Annotated in this window: 15 protein-coding genes; 5 read left to right on the plus strand and 10 right to left on the minus strand. The window is 70.6% G+C overall.

Going from position 1 to position 20027, the window contains the following annotated elements:
• Window positions 1-3 precede the first annotated feature (3 nt).
• The 3 genes from KIK09_RS35495 to KIK09_RS35505 are packed head-to-tail and all read right to left on the minus strand — an operon-like array spanning window position 4 to window position 3269.
• A complete protein-coding gene (locus KIK09_RS35495; RefSeq protein WP_214323816.1) occupies window positions 4-882 on the minus strand; it encodes a carbohydrate ABC transporter permease in 879 nt (292 codons plus the stop codon).
• Window positions 879-1811 carry a carbohydrate ABC transporter permease gene (locus KIK09_RS35500; RefSeq protein ID WP_214323817.1) on the minus strand — a complete coding sequence of 311 codons (933 nt, stop codon included), beginning with the start codon at window positions 1809-1811 and terminating at the stop codon, window positions 879-881. Before KIK09_RS35500 ends, KIK09_RS35495 begins: the two co-directional genes overlap by 4 nt.
• Complete coding sequence (locus KIK09_RS35505; RefSeq protein ID WP_308164486.1) at window positions 1812-3269, minus strand: extracellular solute-binding protein; 1458 nt, start codon at window positions 3267-3269, stop codon at window positions 1812-1814.
• 142 nt (window positions 3270-3411) lie between these two features.
• On the opposite strand from KIK09_RS35505, the gene xylB reads away from it, so the two are divergent.
• Window positions 3412-4830, plus strand: coding sequence for a xylulokinase (gene xylB, locus KIK09_RS35510; RefSeq protein WP_214323819.1), 1419 nt, complete (start codon window positions 3412-3414; stop codon window positions 4828-4830).
• Here the strand turns inward: xylB and KIK09_RS35515 are convergent.
• Together KIK09_RS35515 and KIK09_RS35520 are read right to left on the minus strand one after the other, a co-directional pair.
• Entirely contained in the window at window positions 4805-6277 is a 1473-nt protein-coding gene (locus KIK09_RS35515) for a mannitol dehydrogenase family protein (protein ID WP_214323820.1), read from the minus strand. The genes xylB and KIK09_RS35515 overlap by 26 nt on opposite strands.
• 38 nt (window positions 6278-6315) lie before the next feature.
• On the minus strand, window positions 6316-7728 hold the full coding sequence (locus KIK09_RS35520; RefSeq protein ID WP_214323821.1) for a serine/threonine-protein kinase: 1413 nt from the start codon (window positions 7726-7728) through the stop codon (window positions 6316-6318).
• 201 nt (window positions 7729-7929) lie between these two features.
• Between KIK09_RS35520 and KIK09_RS35525 the strand changes: the two genes are divergently transcribed.
• Complete coding sequence (locus KIK09_RS35525) at window positions 7930-9498, plus strand: carboxylesterase/lipase family protein (RefSeq protein WP_214323822.1); 1569 nt, start codon at window positions 7930-7932, stop codon at window positions 9496-9498.
• An 8-nt stretch (window positions 9499-9506) separates the two neighbouring features.
• Here KIK09_RS35525 and KIK09_RS35530 read toward each other — a convergent pair whose 3' ends face one another.
• Complete coding sequence (locus KIK09_RS35530; RefSeq protein WP_214323823.1) at window positions 9507-9935, minus strand: VOC family protein; 429 nt, start codon at window positions 9933-9935, stop codon at window positions 9507-9509.
• 50 nt (window positions 9936-9985) lie between these two features.
• Between KIK09_RS35530 and KIK09_RS35535 the strand changes: the two genes are divergently transcribed.
• Window positions 9986-10645 (plus strand): TetR/AcrR family transcriptional regulator, encoded by a 660-nt coding sequence (locus tag KIK09_RS35535; protein ID WP_214323824.1) that lies wholly within the window; start codon window positions 9986-9988, stop codon window positions 10643-10645.
• 181 nt (window positions 10646-10826) lie between these two features.
• Here KIK09_RS35535 and KIK09_RS35540 read toward each other — a convergent pair whose 3' ends face one another.
• Together KIK09_RS35540 and KIK09_RS35545 are read right to left on the minus strand one after the other, a co-directional pair.
• A complete protein-coding gene (locus KIK09_RS35540) occupies window positions 10827-15215 on the minus strand; it encodes a cation-translocating P-type ATPase (protein WP_214323825.1) in 4389 nt (1462 codons plus the stop codon).
• A gap of 83 nt (window positions 15216-15298) precedes the next feature.
• Window positions 15299-15928: a hypothetical protein gene (locus KIK09_RS35545; protein WP_214323826.1), complete on the minus strand. Its 630-nt coding sequence runs from the start codon at window positions 15926-15928 to the stop codon at window positions 15299-15301.
• Window positions 15929-16361: 433 nt separating this feature from the next.
• Here KIK09_RS35545 and KIK09_RS35550 point away from each other — a divergent pair, with 433 nt between their 5' ends.
• Window positions 16362-17159, plus strand: a complete 798-nt coding sequence (locus KIK09_RS35550; RefSeq protein WP_214323827.1) for an endo alpha-1,4 polygalactosaminidase — start codon at window positions 16362-16364, stop codon at window positions 17157-17159.
• A gap of 45 nt (window positions 17160-17204) precedes the next feature.
• On the opposite strand, the gene KIK09_RS35555 is transcribed toward KIK09_RS35550, so the two are convergent.
• Complete coding sequence (locus tag KIK09_RS35555) at window positions 17205-17996, minus strand: class I SAM-dependent methyltransferase (protein WP_214323828.1); 792 nt, start codon at window positions 17994-17996, stop codon at window positions 17205-17207.
• Between the two features lie 129 nt (window positions 17997-18125).
• Between KIK09_RS35555 and KIK09_RS35565 the strand changes: the two genes are divergently transcribed.
• Window positions 18126-19343, plus strand: coding sequence for a sensor histidine kinase (locus KIK09_RS35565; RefSeq protein WP_250574283.1), 1218 nt, complete (start codon window positions 18126-18128; stop codon window positions 19341-19343).
• Here the strand turns inward: KIK09_RS35565 and KIK09_RS35570 are convergent.
• Entirely contained in the window at window positions 19318-19959 is a 642-nt protein-coding gene (locus tag KIK09_RS35570) for a response regulator (protein ID WP_275956376.1), read from the minus strand. The two genes, KIK09_RS35565 and KIK09_RS35570, sit on opposite strands and share 26 nt — an antisense overlap.
• Window positions 19960-20027: the final 68 nt, after the last annotated feature.

The raw sequence follows: 20027 nt of genomic DNA on the forward strand, positions 1-20027 counted from the left end.
GTCCTACTCTCCGGTCACGGCACCGAGGGTGAGCCCGGTGACCAGCCATTTGCGCACGGCGAGGCCGGCCAGCATCATCGGCACGACCACGATCGTCCCGATGGCGGCGAGCTGGCCCCAGTCGACACCGGTCTGGGTGACCAGCTGGGAGGCGGCGATGGGCAGCGTCTGCGAGTTCGGCCCGGAGAAGACCACCGCGAAGGCGTAGTCGTTCCAGGCGAAGACCAGGCACAGGATGAAGGTGGTGACCAGTCCCGACTTGGTCAGCGGCAGGATGACCGTCCAGAAGGCCTGCCAGCGGGTGCAGCCCGCGACGAGCGCCGACTCCTCAAGCGACGGCGGCACCTCGGCGAAGAACGCGCTCATCAACCAGATGGCGAACGGCAGGTTGAAGGTGAGGTAGGCGAGCACCAGCCCGGGAATGGAGTCGATCAGCCCGAGCCCGCGGAAGATGAGGAACAGCGGGAGCACGATGGCGGCGATGGGCGCCATACGGGTGGAGATGATCCAGAACGACACGTGCCGCTTCCCGTGCATCGTGGTCCGTGCCAGGCCGTATCCGGCGAGCGCGCCCAGGCTGACCGCCAGGATCGCGGAGATCCCGGCGGCGAGCACGCTGTGCCAGATGTAGGGCCACAGGTTGTTCGCCCCGGTGAACAGGTTGCGGTAGTTGTCTATCACCGGCTGGAACAGGAACACCGGCGTGGACGCGGTGACATCCTTGGAGTTCTTGAAGGACGACATCACCATCCAGATGAGCGGGACCAGCGTCCAGAGCAGGGCCAGGACGAGGAGGATCGCCACGATCCAGCGCGAGCGGCGGCTGCTCTCCTCCAGCGGTGACTGCGGCACCCCTCGCGGAGCGGCGGTAACGGTGGTCATCGGGTCAACCCCCTCACGTCCAGGATCCGGACGAAGGTGCGGGCGATGAAGATCGAGAAGGCCAGCATCGCGAGACCCATGGCCGCGGCGTAGCCGAGGTTGAAGAAGCGGAACGCGGTCTCGTACAGCAGCACCGGCACGATCTTGGTCGCGTCGGCGGGCCCGCCGCCGGTGGTGACCCAGATGATGTCGAAGTAGCGCACCGCGTCCATCGAGCGGATGAGCAGCGCGACGAGCAGCACGTTGGCGATCGCGGGGAAGATGATGTACCGCAGCGTCAACCATCCCCTGGCGCCGTCGACGGCGGCGGCCTCGCGCACCGACTGGGACACGCCGGTCAGCCCCGCGAGCGTGATCAGGGCGATCAGCGGCGTCCACTCCCAGACGTCCATCAGCACGACGGCGGCGAAGGCGCTGATGGGCGTGCCGAGGATGTCCCCCGAATAGCCGAAGCCGTGCAGTATCCAGGCGTAGAGCCCGAAGGTCGAGTCGGTGAGATAGCGCCCCAGCAGGCCGACGATCGAGGGCGCGGCGAACATCGGCAGCAGCAGCAGGCTGAGCAGGATGCTGCGGCCACGCAGCACCCGCCACAGCAGCAGTGCCAGGCCGACGCCCAGGCACATCTCCAGCCCGACCGTGAGCACGAAGTAGACGATCGTGCGGAGCCAGGCCATCCACAGATCGCCGTCGGTGAAGAAGCGAACCCAGTTGCCCAGGCCGATCCAGTTGAGATTCACCCCGCCCAGCAGCCGCACCCGGGAGAAGCTCATCGCGATCAGCGCGAGGAAGGGCAGGATCGACAGCGAGGCCAGCAGGATCAGGCCGGGCGTCATCATCTTGCCTTCGAAGCCGATCCGCCTCTTCGGAGCGTGGACCTCGGGCTTGGCGTATTGGCCGACCATCGGGGTCGACACCGCACGGTGAGCCATCTAAGCCACCCACCCTCGCGCCACGATCGTGTCCACCCGCCCCTTGATCGAGCGCATCGTCTCCTCCGGCGACGCGCCTCCGGTGAGCATCCGGGACAGCCCGGTGAAGATCGCGGTGTTGCACTCGTTCCACATCGGGATCTTGGGTCGCAGGCCGATCTTGTCGGGCTGCCAGGCCTGCCGTACGGCGGCGGCGGTGAGCATGTTGGGCATCTGCGACGGCCGGTGCTCGGCGGCGCGTACCTCGGGGAGCTCGTAGACGGACGTGCGTGTCGGTGTGCCGCCGCCCGCCTTGCTCTTGAGGTTGGCCAGCTGCGTCTGCGGCGCGGTGGCCCACACGATGAACAGCCAGGCCGCGCCCCGCTCGTGGGGCAGCGTGTTCGCGCTGATGCCCACGCCGGTGCCGCCGTACATGTTCGCGGTGCCCGCCGGGCCCTTGGGCAGCGGCGCGTAGCCGGCCTTGCCCGGCATCACCTGCTCGTTGCTGGCCGCGAACTCATGCCAGTTCGGGCACATCGCCAGCCGGCCGCCGCGGAAGGCGGCACCTACGCCGTCCCAGTCCCACGTCTTGGAGGCGGGGTCGGCGATGGCGAGCAGGCGGTTGTAGAACTCCGCGCCCGCGATCGCGGCCTCGGAGTCGAGGCGGCACGGGCCCGGGTCGACCGCTCCCAGCCGGCCGACCTCCTTGCCATGGTCGAAGTAGGCGCCGCCGTAGGACCACAGCACGTTGCTGAAGTCGTTCATCAGCGAGTCGTGCTGGCGTGCCTGGTGTCCGGTGCCGTACTTGACGTCCGCCGTCGCGTTCTTGCCGAACCAGTCGGCGATCTTGTAGTACTCCTCCCACGTCCGCTCGCCGCCCGGGGTCGGATCGAACCCGAGGTCGTTGGCCATGCGGTCGTGGTACTTGGTGAACAGGTCCTGCCGGAACTGCCAGATCATCGTCGGCGCGTCGTACGGCAGCGTGTAGATCGGCTCAGGCTCGACGAACTTGCCGGCGGCGTCCAGCTGGGCGGGGATGAAGTCACCCCAGCCGCCGGGCAGGTCGGGCAGGTTCGGATCGGCCTGCATCGTGCGCAGGTTCACCAGCCCTTTGTGGTATGGCGCGAGCACCTGGTAGGGGTCGGCGTAGATCACCTGGTACTGGGCCCGGCCGGAGGCCAGGTCCAGGGCGACCCGCTGGACCAGCGCGGTCAGCTCGAGCGTCACGATGTTGACGTTGATCCCGGTCAGCTTGGTGAACGGGCTGAGGTCGGCGGCGATGGCCGCGGTCGGAGCGGTGTTCTCCGAGATGAAGTTCAAGGTGGCGCCCTGGAACTGGCGCCACTGGTCGCCGCCGCTCATGGTGCGCGGCGCGTCGGGGCGTGCTCCGCAGGAGCTGAGGCTCCCGGTGAGGCTCAGCGCGGCCCCCGCCGCCAGAGCGCCACGGAGGACGTCACGTCTGCTGGGTTGTTCGTCCACTGTCCACTGCACCCCCTCGCTGTGCAGTAGGTAAAGCAATGAAAACAGGTTTTCTCGTATAAACATCAAAGTAAACGTATATGTGAGATTTTCTCCTTAATAATATGATATTTTGGTTTTCGCAGGTCAGGAGCGTTGAGCGATGACATTGGTCGCGGGCGTCGACTCGTCGACCCAGAACTGCAAGGTCGTGATTCGGGACGCCGAAACCGGGCGGCTCGTCCGCTCCGGCAGGGCCGGTCACCCGCCAGGCACCGAGGTGGATCCCGCGCGATGGTGGGAGGCTCTGCGGGCCGCGATCGCCGAAGCCGGCGGGCTCGACGACGTCGCGGCGATCGCGATTGCCGGCCAGCAGCACGGCCTCGTCGCTCTCGACGCCGGCGGCCGCGTCATCAGGCCGGCGCTGCTGTGGAACGACACCCGATCGGCCGCCGCCGCCCGCGACCTGGCGTCAGAGGTCGGCGCCGAGGACTACGCCCGGCGGACCGGCACCGTGCCCGTTGCCTCGTTCACGGCCAGCAAGCTGCGCTGGCTGCGCGACCGCGAGCCGGACCACGCCGCCGCGGTGGCCGCCGTCGCGCTGCCGCACGACTGGCTGACCTGGCGGCTGCGCGGCCACGGTCCGGCCGGCTCGCCTCTCGGGCCGGATCTCGACGCGCTCGTGACCGACCGCTCCGACGCGAGCGGCACCGCCTACTGGAACCCGGCCACCGGCGACTACGACCTCGAGCTCTTCGAGCGGGCGCTGGGCCACCCGGCCATCCTGCCGCGTGTCCTCGGGCCTTGCGATCGTGCCGGTACGGTCGCCGGCACCTCGACCGTGGTCGGCCCGGGCGCGGGCGACAACGCGGGCGGGGCGCTCGGCCTGGGCGCGGGCAGCGGCGACGTCGTGGTCTCCATCGGCACCAGCGGCACCGTCTTCGCCGTGACCGGTCACCCCACGCGCGACGAGAGCGGCACCGTCGCCGGATTCGCGGACGCGAGCGGCCTGTTCCTGCCGCTGATCGCCACGTTGAACGCGGCCCGCGTCCTCGACGCCGTGGCCCGGGTCCTCGACGTCGACCACGAGGAGCTCGGCAGGCTGGCGCTCGAGGCCCCGCCAGGCTCCAATGGCCTGGTGCTCCTGCCGTACTTCGAAGGGGAGCGCACGCCCAACCTGCCCGACGCCACGGCCACGCTCTTCGGGCTCACGCTCGCCTCGACGAACCGGCCGTCGCTGGCGCGCGCGGCGATCGAGGGCATGCTGTGCGGCCTGACCGACGGGTTCGAAGCCGTCCGCGGCCAGGGGGTCGAGAGCGACCGCGTGCTGCTGATCGGCGGGGCGGCACAGAACACCGCGGTGCAGCGCATCGCCGCCCAGACCTTCGCGTTGCCGGTCGTCGTCCCCGAGCCCGGCGAGTACGTCGCGGACGGCGCGGCCGTCCAGGCGGCGTGGGTGCTCACCGGGGAGCGCCCGTCCTGGAAGGTGTCCATCGCGGCCGAACCCACGCCCGACCACCGCCTGGTCATCAGGGAGCAGTACGCCAGGTACGCGGTCAGCCCGCGAGCTGACGCACCGTAGCGCGGGCGCCGTTCGTGTGCAGCGACTCGAGCGCCCGCAGGTACGGCTCGACGAACCGCTCGTCGTCGACGAGGTCGCCGAACAGCTCGCGGTTCTCGATGAAGGCCGTGGGGTGCCGGCGCTGGGTGCGCGCGGCGGCCATCAGCTGGTCCTTCAGCGGGTCGACGACCGTGATCGGCTCGCCGGCCTCGTCGACGCCCTCCGCGTACCGCGCCCAGCTGGCCACCACGGCGGCCGCGCGGGTCACCGTACCGCCGCGGGACAGTTGCTCGCGCACCACAGGAAGCAGAAATTTCGGGATGCGGTCCGACGACTCGGCGCACAGCCTCGCCAGCGTGTCGCGCACCTCGGGGTTCGCGAACCGCTCGATGAGGGTCCGCTTGTACGCCTCGAGGTCCACGCCGGGCACCGGGCGCAGCGTCGGCGTCGCCTCGATGTCCATGTAGTCAAGCAGGAACCGGGCGATCGCGGGGTCGGCAGCGGCCTCGTGGGCGTACCGGTAGCCGCTGAGGTAGCCGAAGTAGCACAGCGCCTGATGGCCGGCGTTGAGCAGGCGCAGCTTCATCAGCTCGTACGGCTCGACGTCCGCCACGACCTGGACCCCTGCCTCCTCGTACGGCGGGCGTCCGCCGGGGAAGTGCTCCTCCAGCGCCCACTGCGTGAACGGCTCGCAGACGACGGGCCAGGCGTCCCTGATGCCGAACCGCTGGGTCAGATCCTCGCGGTCCTCGCCGGTGGTGACCGGGGTGATGCGATCGACCATCGAGTTGGGGAAGGCGACGGTGTTCTCGACCCAGTCTCCGAGACCGGGGTCGACCAGGTGGGCGAACGCCGAGAACGAACGCCGGGCGACGTCCCCGTTGCCCGGGATGTTGTCGCACGACATCACCGTGAACGGCGTGATCCCGCGGTCCTTCCTGCGGCGCAGGGCCTCGGCGACCAGCCCGAAGACCGTGGCGGGCAGCGCGCCGGGCGCCAGGTCCGCCTGGATCGCCGGGGACTCCGCGTCGAAGGCGCCGGTGACGGGATGGATGTTGTAGCCGCCTTCGGTGATGGTGAGCGACACGATGCGCACCGCCGGGTCCGCCATCTTCTCGATGACCGCTTCAGGGTCGTCGGGGGCGAAGAGATACTCCGTGATCGAGCCGATGACGCGGGCCTCGCGGGTTCCGTCCGGATGCTTGAGGACGAGCGTGTACAGGTCGTCCTGGGCGGCCAGGGCATCGCGCATCCGCGCGTCGCCCGGCAGCACGCCGACGCCGCAGATCGCCCAGTCGTGCGCCTTTCCCTCGTTCATCAGCCCGTCGAGGTACATCGCCTGGTGGGCGCGGTGGAAGCCGCCCACGCCGAAGTGCACGATGCCGACCGTGAGCCGTGACCGGTCATAGGAGGGCACCGCCACGCTCTCGGGCAGGGTGGCGAGGGTCTCCTCTGTCAATGCTGTCACGCAGAGAGCATGGCCAGCTCACGGACCTTCAAACGTGATCAGTTCTGGCCGGTGTACTTGGCGAGGTAAGGAGAGTACTGGCAGCTCGCGGAGGCGAAGCGGCCGCGGCTGGAGTGGTCCTGGACCACCTTGCCGTCGACGATGATGCTGCAACGGATGGTCCCGTCCGCGAGCCCGGTGTTCGCACCGATGGTCAGGAAGGTGAACGTGCGCGCCTTGAGCTTCATCGTCCATGGCAGCTTCGTCGTCTGGGAGGACGAGCCACCGTCCGGGTGCGAGTAGAAGATCGTGCCCGTCGGCACGGTCCCGGTCACCTTGTAGACGATCTGGTGGACCTCCGGCTTGGTGGGCGAGGGCGTGGGAGTGGGAATGGACAGCGGGGATATCGCGATCCCACCCAAGGGTCTTCGAAGCCACCACTGGTCGACCACGATGTAGGCGACGGATGCGAGCACGACCACCGCGAGGACCGCCGCGCCCGCGATGACCAGTCCTTTCGAACCGCGCTTGCCGGACTGAACCTGCGTCGGCGCAGCGACGTCCACCCGGGTAGGCGGAGCGGTGTCGACCCTGGTAGACGGCGCGGGCGGGAGCAGGACGGTGCCCGCGGGGGCGTTCCTCCGCAGGAAGGACGCCACCGCGGCCGCGCTCGCCGGACGATGCTCCATCGCCTTGGCCAGGAGGTCGAAGACGAGCCGCTCGAGCTCAGGAGGCGCATCCGGCCGCCGCTCCCGGACCGAGGGCGGGGCCTCGTTGAGGTGTGCGTAGAGCAGGCCGGGCAGCCCCGAGGGGGAACGGAAGGGAGGAGAGCCCGTGAGGAGTTCCTGCAGGACGCAGCCCAGGGCGTAGAGGTCGGACCGGGGGTCGGCCGGCTCGCCGCGGAACTGCTCGGGAGCCATGTAGAGCGGGGTGCCGATGGAGCCGCCGTCCTGGGTGATCCTGGTCGCGGCGTCGGCGAGCCCGGCTATGCCGAAGTCGCAGAGCTTGAGGCGGCCGTCGCGGAGGACGAAGACATTCGCGGGCTTGATGTCACGGTGGACGATTCCCCGCGAATGGGCCGCGGCCAAGGCCTCGGCCAGCTGGACGGTCAGGCTGACGACCTGGTCCGCCGGGAGGCCGTTCGGGTTGCGCTGGATGAGCGCGCCCAGGTCCTCGCCTTCGAGCAGCTCCATCACCAGGTAGGTGAGGCCGCCCTCCTGGCCGATGTCGAAGACGACGGTGATGCCGGGATGCTGGAGCGCGGCCGCGGCCTCAGCCTCACGCGTGAACCGCGCCACGCTCTCCTGGTCGGCCGCGAGTTCCGCAGGCAGCACCTTCACCGCCACCGGGCGGCGTAACCGCTGGTCGACGGCGCGCCACACCTCACCCATGCCGCCGCGCCCGATCAGGACCTCCAAGCGGTATCTCCCGCCGAGTTCCATCCCGCCGACGAGCCTGGGCTCATCCCTCACAAAAGCCCCCAGCGCCACACAGATATGATCAAACAACAGACCGTAGTGATTCCACCAAAGATGGTCTTGGCGCGTCCACTTATCCCGGAAATTGCGCCTCAGACCTTTCGACTTTCGGCTGTGGCGGCGTTCTCCAAAGACTGGCCAGGCAGAGACGGATGGGCGCTGCGCGGGCCGGGGCGGCCTCGAGACGCTGGCGGCATGGCTACGAAAGAAGCGATCCAGGGCGCTGCGGCGGCCGCGCTGATCTTCGGCGCGGGCCTGTCCGCCGCGCCGTCACCCGCGGCCGCCGACGCTGCGCCGTACGGGCTGACGGTGATCACCGACAGGGGCGGGATCCGTGGGGTCGCCGAGGAAGGGGTGCGGAGATTCCGGGGAATCCCGTACGCCAAGCCGCCGGTGGGCGGACTGCGCTGGCGACTGCCCCAGGAGCCGGCCGCGTGGCAGGGAGTACGGCAGGCCAAGGCTCCCGGGCCGAGCTGCCCGCAAACCGGCGAACTGGCCGGGCACTCCTCGGAGGACTGCCTGTATCTGAACGTGACCGCCCCGGCAGCAGGGCCGGGGAAGCTGCCGGTGGTGGTGTGGCTGCACGGGGGCGGGTTCAGCTCGGGCTCGGGCGCCGACTACGACCCGGCACGCATGGTCAAGGGCGGCCGCGTGGTGGTGGTGACGGTGAACTCGCGCCTGGGCGTGTTCGGGTTCTTCGGCCACCCGGACCTCCCCGATTCCGGCACCTACGGCCTGGCCGACCAGCAGGCGGCGTTGCGGTGGGTGCGCGGGAACATCACCGCGTTCGGCGGGGACCCGTCGCGTGTCCTGCTCGCCGGGGAGTCCTCCGGCGGGATCAGCGTGTGCGGGCAGCTGGCCTCGCCCGCGGCGGCGGGGCTGTTCCAGCGCGCTGCCATCCAGAGCGGCTCGTGCAAGCCCGACTGGACCGGTGAACTGTCGGCACCCGGTGACGGGGCTTCCCAACTGTGGATCGACCGCCAGACACTGCAGCGGCGGGGCCGCACGGCCGCCAAGCTGCTGCCCAAGCCGCCCAAGTGCGCCGACGCCGAGAGTCTGGCCTGTCTGCGCGGCGTCTCGGCCAAGAGCCTGCTCGCGCTGAACGGCCCCTTCCACTCCCCCGCCTTCCACACCCCGCTGGTGCCCCAGGCGCCGTGGACCAGCTTCGCCAAGGGCCGCTTCACCAAGGTCCCAGTGATCGAGGGCGCCACCCGCGACGAGCACACGCTCTTCGCCGCGCTGTTCGACCTGAAGGACGAGGCCGCCTACCGCGCCCAGCTCGCCAAGGCCTTCGGAGCCGCCAAGGCCGTCAGGATCGCCGCGGAGTACCCGGTCTCCCGCTACAGGTCGCCGGCGCTGGCGTTCGCGGCCGTGGGCACCGACTTCACCGCCGCCTGCCCCGCCGCCCACGAGGCGCGGCTGCTGGCCGAGCACGTGCCGGTCTACGCCTACGAGTTCGCCGACCCCAATCCGCCCGGCCCGGACCTCGGCATGCCCCTTGCCGCCTACCACGGTTCCGAGCTGCTGTCGCTGTTCGACATGGGACAGTCCTACAGGGAGCTCAAGCCCGCACAGCGCACCCTGGCCGCCCAGATGATCCGCTACTGGACCGACTTCGCCGCCACCGGCGACCCCAACGCCCGCGGGCTGCCGAAGTGGGAGAAGTTCGACGGCGACAGCGCGCTGTCACTCGCCCCCGGCGCCATCTCCCCCACCGACTACACCAAGAACCACAACTGCCGGTTCTGGGCGACGCTCGAGTAGACCAGAGGTCACGAGCTCTTCTCTGCTGCGGACGGGGCGTCCAGGGTCTCGGTGGTGTAGAAGCGGACCTCGTGGCCGTCGGGGTCGTGCAGGTACGGCAGGATCCAGCCGATGGTGGCCCTGTGCACGCCGGCGTGGGTGTCGCCGAGCCCGGTCAGGCGGGCGGCCAGCTCCTCGATGGCCTGCTTGTCCGGGACGCCGATGCTGAAGTAGTCGAACCCGGCCGCCGCGGCGGCGCGGTCGGGGTCCAGGCGCAGGGACAGCATGGGGCCACCTGCCGGATGGGCCAGGGCGTAGCCCTTCAGTACGCCCTGCTCGACGAACTCGAGGTCGATCTGGTAGCCGAACCTGCTCCGGTACCACTCCAGGGAGCGTTGCAGGTCGGCGACCGGGAGCTTGAGGTGGTGCACGCCGTCCAGGCGGGGGATGTCCGACACGATGACCCTCCTTGCAGTCCAACTGCATCGATACAGTTATACTGCAATCTATGCAGGACCCCGTCAAGCGTGACTTGCGCGCCGCCCGCGTCGCCGAGACCGAGACCAAACTCCTGACCGCCGCCGTCGAGTTGTTCCTGCGGCACGGCTACGCCGCCACCACCCTGACCGCCGTCGCCGAGCACGCCGGCGTCGGCCACCGGACCGTCTACGTCCGCTTCGGCACCAAGGCCGCCCTGCTCAAACGCGCCGTCGACGTCGCCGTCGCGGGCGACACCGAACCCGTCGACGTGGCGGGCAGGCCGTGGTTCACCCTCGCCCGCACCGCCCTCACCAGCGCCGAACGCATCGCTGCCCTGGCCTCGGGCACCCGCCAGATGATGGAACGCGCCGCCGACATCCTGGCGGTCGCCCTGCAGGCGGCTGCCGTCGAACCCGGCCTGGCCGCCGCCGGCCAGGCCGGCCGCGAGGCCACCCGCGAGAACATGCGCCAGTTCTGGACCCAGATGGCCGACGACGGTCTGCTACCCGGCGGCCTCGACCTGGACTGGCTCACCGACACCGCCACCGTCCTCGTGCACGCCGAGACGTACCTGCTGGCACGCCAGATGATCGGGTGGGACGCCGACGGCTACGAACGCTGGCTGAACACCACCCTCACACGGCTCCTGGCATCAGGCGAGGCGGAGACCGGCGGGCTTCATCATTGACGCGATCAGGGACTGGACGAAACGCATGATCAGCGCCTCCAGCAGCATGATGGCCGCTTTGGCAAGGAGGGATGCCAAGAACTCGGACATCTTTTACCTTTCAGGCTGAAATTTGTCGTTATAGACATATTTCGGGATAAAGGGTCGCGCTGGAGTGTAGCGCAGATGACGGTCCGATGAACTATTCGCGACTTGTCTGACGCTGACGCTCGATCCAGGTCGCCAGCAGGACCGCGACAGCGCCGCAGCCGAGCCCGATGCTCCAGCCCACCGGCCCGATCGGCCGGTTGCCGAAGAACTGGCTGAGACCCGGCACCGAGACGATCACCCCCAGCGCGGCCAGGGACGACAGCGACGCGAGCACCACCATCCGGTCCCTGCTCCCGAGCACCAGGGTCTGCATCAGCTGGCCCCCCACCAGGCCGACGAGCCCGACCGTGTCCGCGCGGCCCCGGGTGCCGGTCATGCGCGCGAGAAGCCAGGCCGCGCCCGCGGCCGCGGCGGTGGTGACGGCACGCAGGTAGATGTCCCGCGTCAGCGCGGCTCCGAGCGAGGCCTCGGGCCCTTCGGCCAGGAGCGCTTCGGGGCTGGCCGAGCTGGGCGGCCTGATCGCCACCGCCATCGCGGGCAGCATGTCGGTGAGCAGGTTGACCAGCAGCAGCTGGCGCGCGTTCAACGCGCTGCGCCGGGTGAGCAGGCTGGACCCGAGCGTGAAGGCGATCTCCCCGATGTTGCCGCCGAGCAGGATGCCCAGCGAGTCACGGACAGAGCCCCACATGCCTCTCCCCTCGACGATCGCATCGATGATCGTTTCGATGCGGTCGTCGATCACCACGATGTCGGCGGCGGCCCGGGCCGCCGGGGTGGCCCGGGGTCCGAGGGCGACGCCCACGTCGGCGAGCCGGATCGCCGGCACGTCGTTGGCGCCGTCGCCGGTCACGGCCACCACGCTCCCGGTGCCGCGCAGACTGGTCACGATCCGCGCCTTGTGCTCGGGAGTGACCCGGGCGAAGACCGACACGTCCGGCAGCGCCATGCCGAGTGCCTCGTCGTCCAGGTCCTCGAGCTCGGGGCCCGTCATCACGCGGCCGCCGTTGAGTACGTTGATCTCGGCGGCGATGGCCTCGGCCGTGCTGGGGTGATCCCCGGTGATCATGACGACCCGGACGCCCGCCCGCATCAGCCCTTCCACGCTGTGCTTGGCCGTCGGCCGCACGGGATCGGCCAGGCCGAGGAAGCCGAGGAAGCAGAGCCTTTCGATGCGGGACTCATCGAGGTCGGCCCGGCTGGAGGCCGGCCGTTCGGCGACCGCGAGCACGCGGTAGCCCTGCAGCGCGAGCCTGTCCACTTCCAGCTCCAGTTCCCGCCTGGCCTGCTGGTTCAACCGGACCCTCCGGCCGTCGCGGACTCGGTGGGTGCAGCGGGTGAGCACGACCTCGGGAGCGCCCTTGACGCTCAGCAGGTGGCCCGCTTCCGACAGGCCGAGGACCGCATGGTAGCCGCGCGCGGGTTCGAAGGGCAGCTCGTCGACCCGCTGCCACCGCTCGAGCCCGTTCCTCGCGGTGATCCCGAGGCCAGCGGCTCCCTCCACCACGGCGCGATCCGTGGGATGGGGAATGGACTGCCCGCTCTCGGACCGCGGTCCGGCGCGGAGCGCGGCGGCGACGATTTCCCTCAGCATCGGCGTCGCCTCCTCCAACGCCTCCTCGGACCAGCCGTTCGACACCCTGCGCAGGCTGATGTGCCCCTCGGTCAGGGTCCCCGTCTTGTCGAAGCAGAGCACGTCGACCCGGCCCAGGGCCTCGATCGTCGACGGGTTGCGGACGAGCGTGTTGCGCGTCGACAGCCGCTTGGCCGAGGCGAGTTCTGCCACGGTGGCGATGAACGGGAGCCCTTCGGGGACCGCGGCCACCATCATGCTCACCGCGGGTGCGACCGCCTGCGCCAGCCCTGAGCCACGCACCAGGTCGATCACCATCAGCAGCACGCCTGATCCGACGGCGGCAGGCAGGATCTTGCTGCTCAGCTCGCGAAGCCGCAGCTCCACCCCGCTCGGCGGCGGCCGCTCCTGCGTCAGCCTGGCGGTCCTGCCCGCCTCGGTCGCCTCGCCCGTGGCCACGACCACGGCCACGCCGTGCCCGGCCGCGACGGTCGTCTCCTGGTACACCATCGAGCTGCGGTCCGCGATGGCCCCCGCCGCGGTCGGGGCCACCGTCTTGGAGACGAGCTGCGACTCGCCGGTGAGGACCGACTCGTCCACCTCGAGGCCGACCGCCTGGATCAGCCGGCAATCGGCTGGTACGGCATCGCCGGCACGCAGTTCGATCACGTCTCCCAGCACCAGGTCGTCGGCGACGCCCGCCGTACCTCCGCTGGGGCGGCGCAGCCGTACGCGCACGGCGGTGGCCGCGGTGAGGCGGTGCAGGGCCCGGTCGGTGCCCTGCCGCTGGGCACCGCCGAGCAGCGCGTCGACGATCATCACGCCGCCGATCAGCACGCTGTCCAGGGCCGAGCCGACCACGGCCGACAGGCCGGCGCCCGCGGCCAGGACCGGAGTCAGCGGGTTGGCCAGCTCTTCCAGCGACGCGCCCACCAGGGATATCGGTCCGTCCGCCTGCCGCGGCGGCGCCTTGCCCCGGCGGCGTGCCGCTTCCGCGGCGGTCAGTCCGTTGGGCGTGGTGCGCAGCCGTGTCAGCACGTCACGCACCGCCATGGCGTGCCAGGGCGTGTGGTCGGCCTGGATCGGTGGCAGCCCGCGTCCCGTCCGGCGTCCCACCCACTCGCCGGCCACGAGAGCGGCCAGCGAGGTGGCGTCGCGCACCAGATGGGCCTGCCGGATGGCGAGCCGTTGCGGCACCAGGAACGCCATCCCCGCCCCCGCGATCGCCCCCGCCGCGGCCACCTGCACGCTGCGCGTGCTCGCCTTCCTGGCGGACGGCAGGCTGCGCAGGAGCAGGTGCACCCCGTCGAGCTCGCCGATCACGTCCGCGTCCCACGGGACCCGGTGCAGGTGCCCGAGCACGCCGATGCCCAGGTCGGCCTGGTTCAGCGCGCGCCGCGCGCGTTGCGACACCACGGCCACGCCGTGGCCCTCGGACTGGAGCGCGCGGACCGAGGCCGCCAGCCGGGGCCCGCCCGTGACCATCCGCTCCACGCCGAGCCGGCGGCCCAGTCCCGCGTCCCCACCGGCCAGGACCACCGCGCAGGCGCCGTCAGGCGCCGCGACCACGGCCTGGGCCAGCGGATGGAGCCCCCTGGCCAGGCCGACCAGGGCGATCGGCACCCCTTCCGCGGCCACCACGACGACCTGGATCCCCTGCTCGCCCCACTCGGACAGCCGATCCGCCTCGACCAGCCCCGCTGCTTCCTCGTACGGCTCGGCCGTCCACCCGTCGGCCTCGCACCTGGCCGCGGGATCAGCGAGATCGAGCAGGGAGTAGAGCCTGGCGTGCAGCTCGTCCGGATCCACCTGCGGGGCGAGCGGGACGACGCTGTCGATCGTCCACGCGTCCGAGGTGAGGACGTCGGCGTCGAGGACGACCACGTCGATGCGGTCCATGTGACGCAGGGCATGGCGGTCCAGGACGATCATGTCGCGGGCAGCGAGAGCGCGCAGGGTGGCGCTGGTGAAGGCGTCCCTGCCCACGCGCGCGGCCTTGGGGGCTCCGGTGATGAGCACGGCCAGGCCCCGCTGGTGGTCCTGGGCGATGGCGGTGGTGGCGCTCTGCGCGACCACGGAGGCGATGGTGGCCGCGTCGGCGTAGCGCTCGACGGGCCCGTTGGGGATCGGAACCGGGCGTGGTTTCGTCGCGACCCGCGTCTGACGGTAGGCACCGTGCTCGGCGGCGAACTCCTCCTCGCGCTGCGCCCACGCCTGGCACCCGGCACGCGAGTCGACGTATCTGCCCGCTGCGGCGACGGCGTCGACCAGGAGGGTCACGGGCCGCATGGCCAGCGTCTGCGCGGCGACCCTGGATACCGTCAGCGCTGCGTCCGCCGCGTGCCTGCCCATGCGCTCCTCGAGCTCCCGGCGGATCCGTGGAGTGTCCTCGGCCAGCGCCACGAAGCTCGGCACCGCCGCGTGCAGCCTCGGCAGGCGCGCGGCCTGACCTGCCAGCGCCACCCCGGCACCGACGAGGTGCAGGCCGAGGCTGACCACGGCGCGCGCCTGCTGTTGCACGCCGTCGAGTACGCGGGACTCCTCCGGGCTCTCCTCCTCCTCCTCCTCGGAGTACTCCTCGTCCGAGCTCTCGTCGGAGGTCTCGTCCGACTGGTCGAGCTCGTCCACGATCGCGACGAGCTTGTCCATGTCGACCGTACTGATGTCGCACCCGACGAACACGGCGCTGAGCGCCCCGTTCACCTCGGCGCGGCCCACGCCCGCCGCGCGCAGCCGGTCCTCGAGGGCGCGGGCGAGCCGATCCGTTCCCGGCCCGCCGATGTTCCGCAGCTCGATGCGGGCCCCGCCCGCGCACGGCTGTATCCGGCGAGGTCGTGGGATGAAGCTGCGCACCGGTTCCGGGACCAGGTCCAGCAACGTGTCAATCGAGGGCAGGTCGAACCATGCCATGTACCCTCCCGGCAACGGCGCCTGTGCACAGGCGGGTCCGCCGAGCCGCGAGAGCGCGCGGCCCGTTCAGTTCAGGTGGCGGCTCATCCGCTGGAGCGCGTACTCCTGGCCGCACTCTTCCGCCTGGGCGTTGCGCTTGAGGCCGACGTGCTCCTCTTCCGCGTGGTGGACGTGCTCTTCTTCCCCGCGGTGGTCGAAGCCGACGTGGTCTTCTTGCGCGTGGCAGTGGAAGCCGAGGTGCTCTTCGTTCGCGCGGTGGTCGAAGCCGCAGGGCGTGCCTTCTGCGTGGCGGTGGTGGAAGCACTCTTGCCCGGTGTGGTGGAGGTGGAGGTCTCCTTCTTGCTCTCGATGGGCAGGACCTCCGCCAGTTTCTGGAGCGGGTGGAAGGACTCCCCCGCCCCTTCGCGCCGCGCGATCATCGTCCCCACGCCGATCGCGGCCGCGACGGGCCACTCGATCACTCCCAGCGCGGCGAGCGCGCCGAGCGCGCCGTAGTAGGCGATGCGCTCAGGCGGGGGAAGGAACGATCGGGCGACATCGACGGCGTGGCCCATCTCCTGCTTGGTGAGGTGAGGCATCTCGAGGTGCGGCATCTCCAGGTGCGGCATCCGCAGGTCGGGAGCACGCATCTGGACGGTGACCATGGGCAGCTCCAGCGTGAACCCCTTCTTGGAAGGGCTCCCGCGAGCAGAGCGGGTCTGGGTGACGGCCATCGTTCCTCCTCCCGGATCCCCGGCACGGAGCCGGGGGCGGTGGTCCTTCTTATCTCCCGTTCCTTCCCATACCCACACATTTCGGTCATAGGTGACCGTTTCCCCCGCCAGGGTCATCAGGCACGGAGGCGACGGGCGCGGACTTTCAAACGTCCGGCAAATGATCGCGACAGCTGGGCGCGGCAGCTAAAGGCGAGACACAGATTTGTCCGTGGTGGGTCAAAACCCGCGCCCATGCACTGACCGAAATTCGTCGGTCCCGCTCGCGACCGCGCGCAGCCAGGCCGTCACGCTGGGCCGCACGCCCGATCATGCTCGCGACGAGATGTGCTTTTCGGCATGCGGAAGGCCGATCCGACTGGCAGAATTTGGCCTCGCTCCATGATCAGCACGTGGCCGCAAAGGGGCTGCGACCCGGAGATGAGGAGAAGGCATGAGATTATTCGGTGCCGCACTGGCGAGCATGGCGGTGGTGGCGGGGGTGGTGACGCCCGCGGCGGCGGCCACCACGACCTCGGCCGGCGACTGGTGGCACCCCAAGGCAGGGCTGAGCTGGCAGTGGCAGCTCAGCGGCAAGATCGACACCTCGGTGAAGGCGGACGTCTACGACGTCGACATGTTCAACACCTCCGCCGCGACGGTGTCGGCCCTGCACGGCCTGGGACGCAAGGTCGTCTGCTACATCGACATCGGCGCGGCCGAGCAGGGACGTCCCGACTACAAGGACTTCCCGAAGTCCGTCCTGGGCAACCAGGTCGACGGATGGCCGCAGGAGCGGTGGGTCGACATCAGGCAGCTCGACGTGATCAAGCGCATCTGGTCCGCCCGCCTCGACCAGTGCAAGGCCAAGGGCTTCGACGGCGTCGAGGCCGACCTGGTGGACGCCTACCAGGCGGACTCCGGCTTCCCTGTCACCGCCAAGCACCAGCTCGCCTTCAACCGCATGCTCGCCCAGGGCGCCCACGAGCACGGCCTGGCGATCGGTCTGAAGAACGACCTCGACCAGGTCCCGCAGCTGGTCGGCGACTTCGACTTCGCGGTGAACGAGCAGTGCGCCGAGTACCACGAGTGCTCCACGCTCACGCCGTTCATCAAGGCGGGCAAGCCGGTCTTCCACGCCGAGTACACGGTGCCGCTGAGCAAGTTCTGCCCTGAGTCCAAGCGGCTCGGGCTGAGCTCCATCAAGAAGACCCTGGAGCTCACCGCCAAGCGCGAGACCTGCCCCGCCTGACGGGAACGTCCTCGGACCACCGCTCACCGCGACCGTGAGCGGTGGTCACCGGCGGGGTGTGACGCCGCGCACTGCCCAGGCGCGGGCAGGCAGGGTGATCGATCCGTCCGGCGCCGCCGGAAGGCGCTCGCGGAGCCGGTCCCGCAGCGCCGCGCGGCGCTCCTCGGGCAGTGACACGGCATAGGCCGGGGCCGGGCCCTGGCCGCCGAGGAACGGCCGCCAGTAGTCCTCGAAATCCCGGAACACCGCGGCCACCTCGATCGGCTCGACCAGGACCTCGCCCATCCCGCCCCACAACCCGCGCAACGGCTCCGGCCGGCACAACGGGAACCGGACCCCTTCGTCCAGCTCCTCCGCGTCCGGATCGAGCTCGGCGGCGACCGCCCAGAAGGTGCGGATGATCCCCATCCGGCCGGCGTAGTCCCAGACGAACGCCGCGACCGTCCCTCCCGGCGCGGCCACCCTGGCCAGCTCGGCCACCGCCGCCCGCGCGTCCGGCACGAAGTTCAGCACCAGCCCGCTGACCACGGCGTCGAACCGGCCGTCCTGGAAAGGCAGCGCTCCCGCCTCGGCGGTCTCGAACCGGACCCGCGGATCGGCGCCCAGCCGCCGCGCGTGCGCCAGGAATCCGTCCGACGGATCGACCCCGACCACCTCGGCGGGCTCGGCCGCGTCCAGCACCGCGGCGGTCAGCGCGCCGGTGCCGCACCCGACGTCCAGCCAGCGCCGTCCGGCCGGTACGGCGAGCCAGGACACGAACGCCGCGGCCACCGACCGGCTCCACCGGCCGATGTAGTCCTCGTACGCGCCGCCGACCTCCCAGATCTCTCCGCCCATGCCCCGACGGTACGCCGCAGGAGCGTGCGCTATTGCGGCAACTCGGGCGTCCGTTTCAGGGCTTCGCTTGAGATCGCGTCGAGGTCGATGGATCTTTGAAGCCGGCTCGTCAGAAGGGCATGACTCCAGATGCAGCCATCACCCGCCCGCGGCCCCGGGCGGACCTCTCTGGGCTGGCGAGATCCGCTGTTCCTGGCCTCCAGGCCCAGCGGTGAGCGCGTGCGCAGGTTCGTGGCGATGTTGCTGATGCTGCAGCGGCTCAGCTACCTGCTGCCCGCGTGCGCGAGCCTGTTCGCCGACGAGGTGCTCTTCTCCGACCGGTGCCGCAACGCGGTCCTGCTCGCGCTGGCCCTGGCTTGGAACGTGACGCTGTTCCAGTGGGTCGCGCGGCGCGGCTGGTTCACGCCCCTGGCCGTGGTGATCGACGCCCTGGCCACCTGCGTCTTCATGGTCGGGGTCACGGGTGTCTGCCTGCCGGAGTCGGGCACGTGCGAGTCCAACTGGTCCTCGCACGCCCTGCTGGCGACCGGGGCGCTGATCGGCGCGGTCAGCGAGCGCGCGATCCAGTTCGCCGCCCTGCTGCCGGCGATCGTGGTCTACGCGATCGCGCACGCCGACGATCTCGGCCTGCACACCCCGTTCGTGCTGGAGCTGGCCGTACGGGTCAATAGCTATGTCTGGTTCGCGGTCATCGTCTTCTTCATCCGCCGCTACCTGGCCGCCCAGGCCATGCGGCTGGACGGGCTGACCGAGCAGCGGCTGACGGCCGAGGCGGAGCGGGTCGCCGAACAGGCCAGGCTCGCGCACTATCGGCAGTTGCACGACACGGTCCTGGCCACGCTGACCGCGATCGCCCGGGGCGGGCTGGATCACCGCACGGAGGAGGTGCGGCGGCGGTGCGCCGCGGACGCGGCCTACGTGCGGGCGCTGATCAGGCAGGACGCCGCCGGCCCCGCCACCGGACTGGGCAACGGCCTGGCCCGGGCCGTGGCCAGGGCGGCGGGGCTGGGCCTGTGCGTGCGCTTCGCCGACGAGGCGCTGCCGGAGGATCTGCCCGCCGGTGTGGCCGCGGCCATGACGGAGGCCGCCGAGGAGGCGCTCAACAACGTGGCCAGGCACTCCGGGGAGCGTGATGCCTGGCTCACCGCCATCGCGGTGGACGGTGTGGTCACCGTCCGCGTGGTCGACCGCGGCAGCGGTTTCGATCCGGGCCGGGTCGAGCTCGGCTACGGATTACGCTCCTCGGTCATCGACCGCATGCGCGAGGTCGGCGGCCGCGCGGAGATCATCACCGCTGCCGGTGAAGGGGTGTGCGTGGAGCTCAGGTGGCCAGACCGTCCTCCCTGACGCGGGCGGCGAGCTCCAGCTTGGTGTAGGCGGGCCGGCCCGCCTTGCGGTACTTGTCCTTGACGCGTTGCAGGTAGTTCTTGGCGGTCCCCGGCTGCACCCCGGCGCTGCGGGCCGCCGCGGTGAGCGTCATGCCGGAGGCGTAGGCGAGCAGGATGGCACGTTCCTGTGGAGACAGGACGGGCCGGTCGTCGTCGCGGTCGGCGAGCCAGCCGAGCGCCAGTTCCGGGGAGATGGCCACCTCCTCCTTGGCCACCTCCCTGATCTTCGCCACCAGGGCCGCCAGGTCGTGGTCCTTGGTGAGGTACCCGCCCGCTCCGGCGCCGATCATCCGCCTGGCCATGTCGCACGAGGTCACCACGCTGACCACGAGCACCCGCCGGCACAGCCGTACCAGTGTGCGCACGTTGTCCACGGGGTCGGAGCCGTCGGCCAGCAGCAGGTCGAGCAGCACCACGTCGGCCGGCGACGGCTCGGTCCTGAGCAGCTCGGCGACGGTGGCGGCCCGCCCGGTCAGCCGGACGTCGGGGACACCGGCCAGCCACGCGGCCAGTCCCTCGATCAGCATCCGGTCATCGTCTACGACGGAAACGGTGATCACGCCTGTCTTTCCCATATCCGGAATGTCATGTCAAGTGCGCAGTTATGGCGGCTATCCGCCACGGATCCGGCAACGGAACATGG

The organism is Nonomuraea sediminis (genome assembly GCF_018531495.1).
Lineage (GTDB): Bacteria > Actinomycetota > Actinomycetes > Streptosporangiales > Streptosporangiaceae > Nonomuraea > Nonomuraea sediminis.

Excerpts from the sequence above, each read along its gene's own strand:
- KIK09_RS35495 (WP_214323816.1), bottom strand. The coding sequence starts at position 882 with ATGACCACCGTTACCGCCGCTCCGCGAGGGGTGCCGCAGTCACCGCTG.
- KIK09_RS35500 (WP_214323817.1), bottom strand. The coding sequence starts at position 1,811 with ATGGCTCACCGTGCGGTGTCGACCCCGATGGTCGGCCAATACGCCAAG.
- xylB (WP_214323819.1), top strand. The coding sequence starts at position 3,412 with ATGACATTGGTCGCGGGCGTCGACTCGTCGACCCAGAACTGCAAGGTC.
- KIK09_RS35525 (WP_214323822.1), top strand. The coding sequence starts at position 7,930 with ATGGCTACGAAAGAAGCGATCCAGGGCGCTGCGGCGGCCGCGCTGATC.
- KIK09_RS35535 (WP_214323824.1), top strand. The coding sequence starts at position 9,986 with ATGCAGGACCCCGTCAAGCGTGACTTGCGCGCCGCCCGCGTCGCCGAG.
- KIK09_RS35540 (WP_214323825.1), bottom strand. The coding sequence starts at position 15,215 with ATGGCATGGTTCGACCTGCCCTCGATTGACACGTTGCTGGACCTGGTC.
- KIK09_RS35545 (WP_214323826.1), bottom strand. The coding sequence starts at position 15,928 with ATGGCCGTCACCCAGACCCGCTCTGCTCGCGGGAGCCCTTCCAAGAAG.
- KIK09_RS35550 (WP_214323827.1), top strand. The coding sequence starts at position 16,362 with ATGAGATTATTCGGTGCCGCACTGGCGAGCATGGCGGTGGTGGCGGGG.
- KIK09_RS35555 (WP_214323828.1), bottom strand. The coding sequence starts at position 17,996 with ATGGGCGGAGAGATCTGGGAGGTCGGCGGCGCGTACGAGGACTACATC.
- KIK09_RS35565 (WP_250574283.1), top strand. The coding sequence starts at position 18,126 with ATGCAGCCATCACCCGCCCGCGGCCCCGGGCGGACCTCTCTGGGCTGG.
- KIK09_RS35570 (WP_275956376.1), bottom strand. The coding sequence starts at position 19,959 with ATGGGAAAGACAGGCGTGATCACCGTTTCCGTCGTAGACGATGACCGG.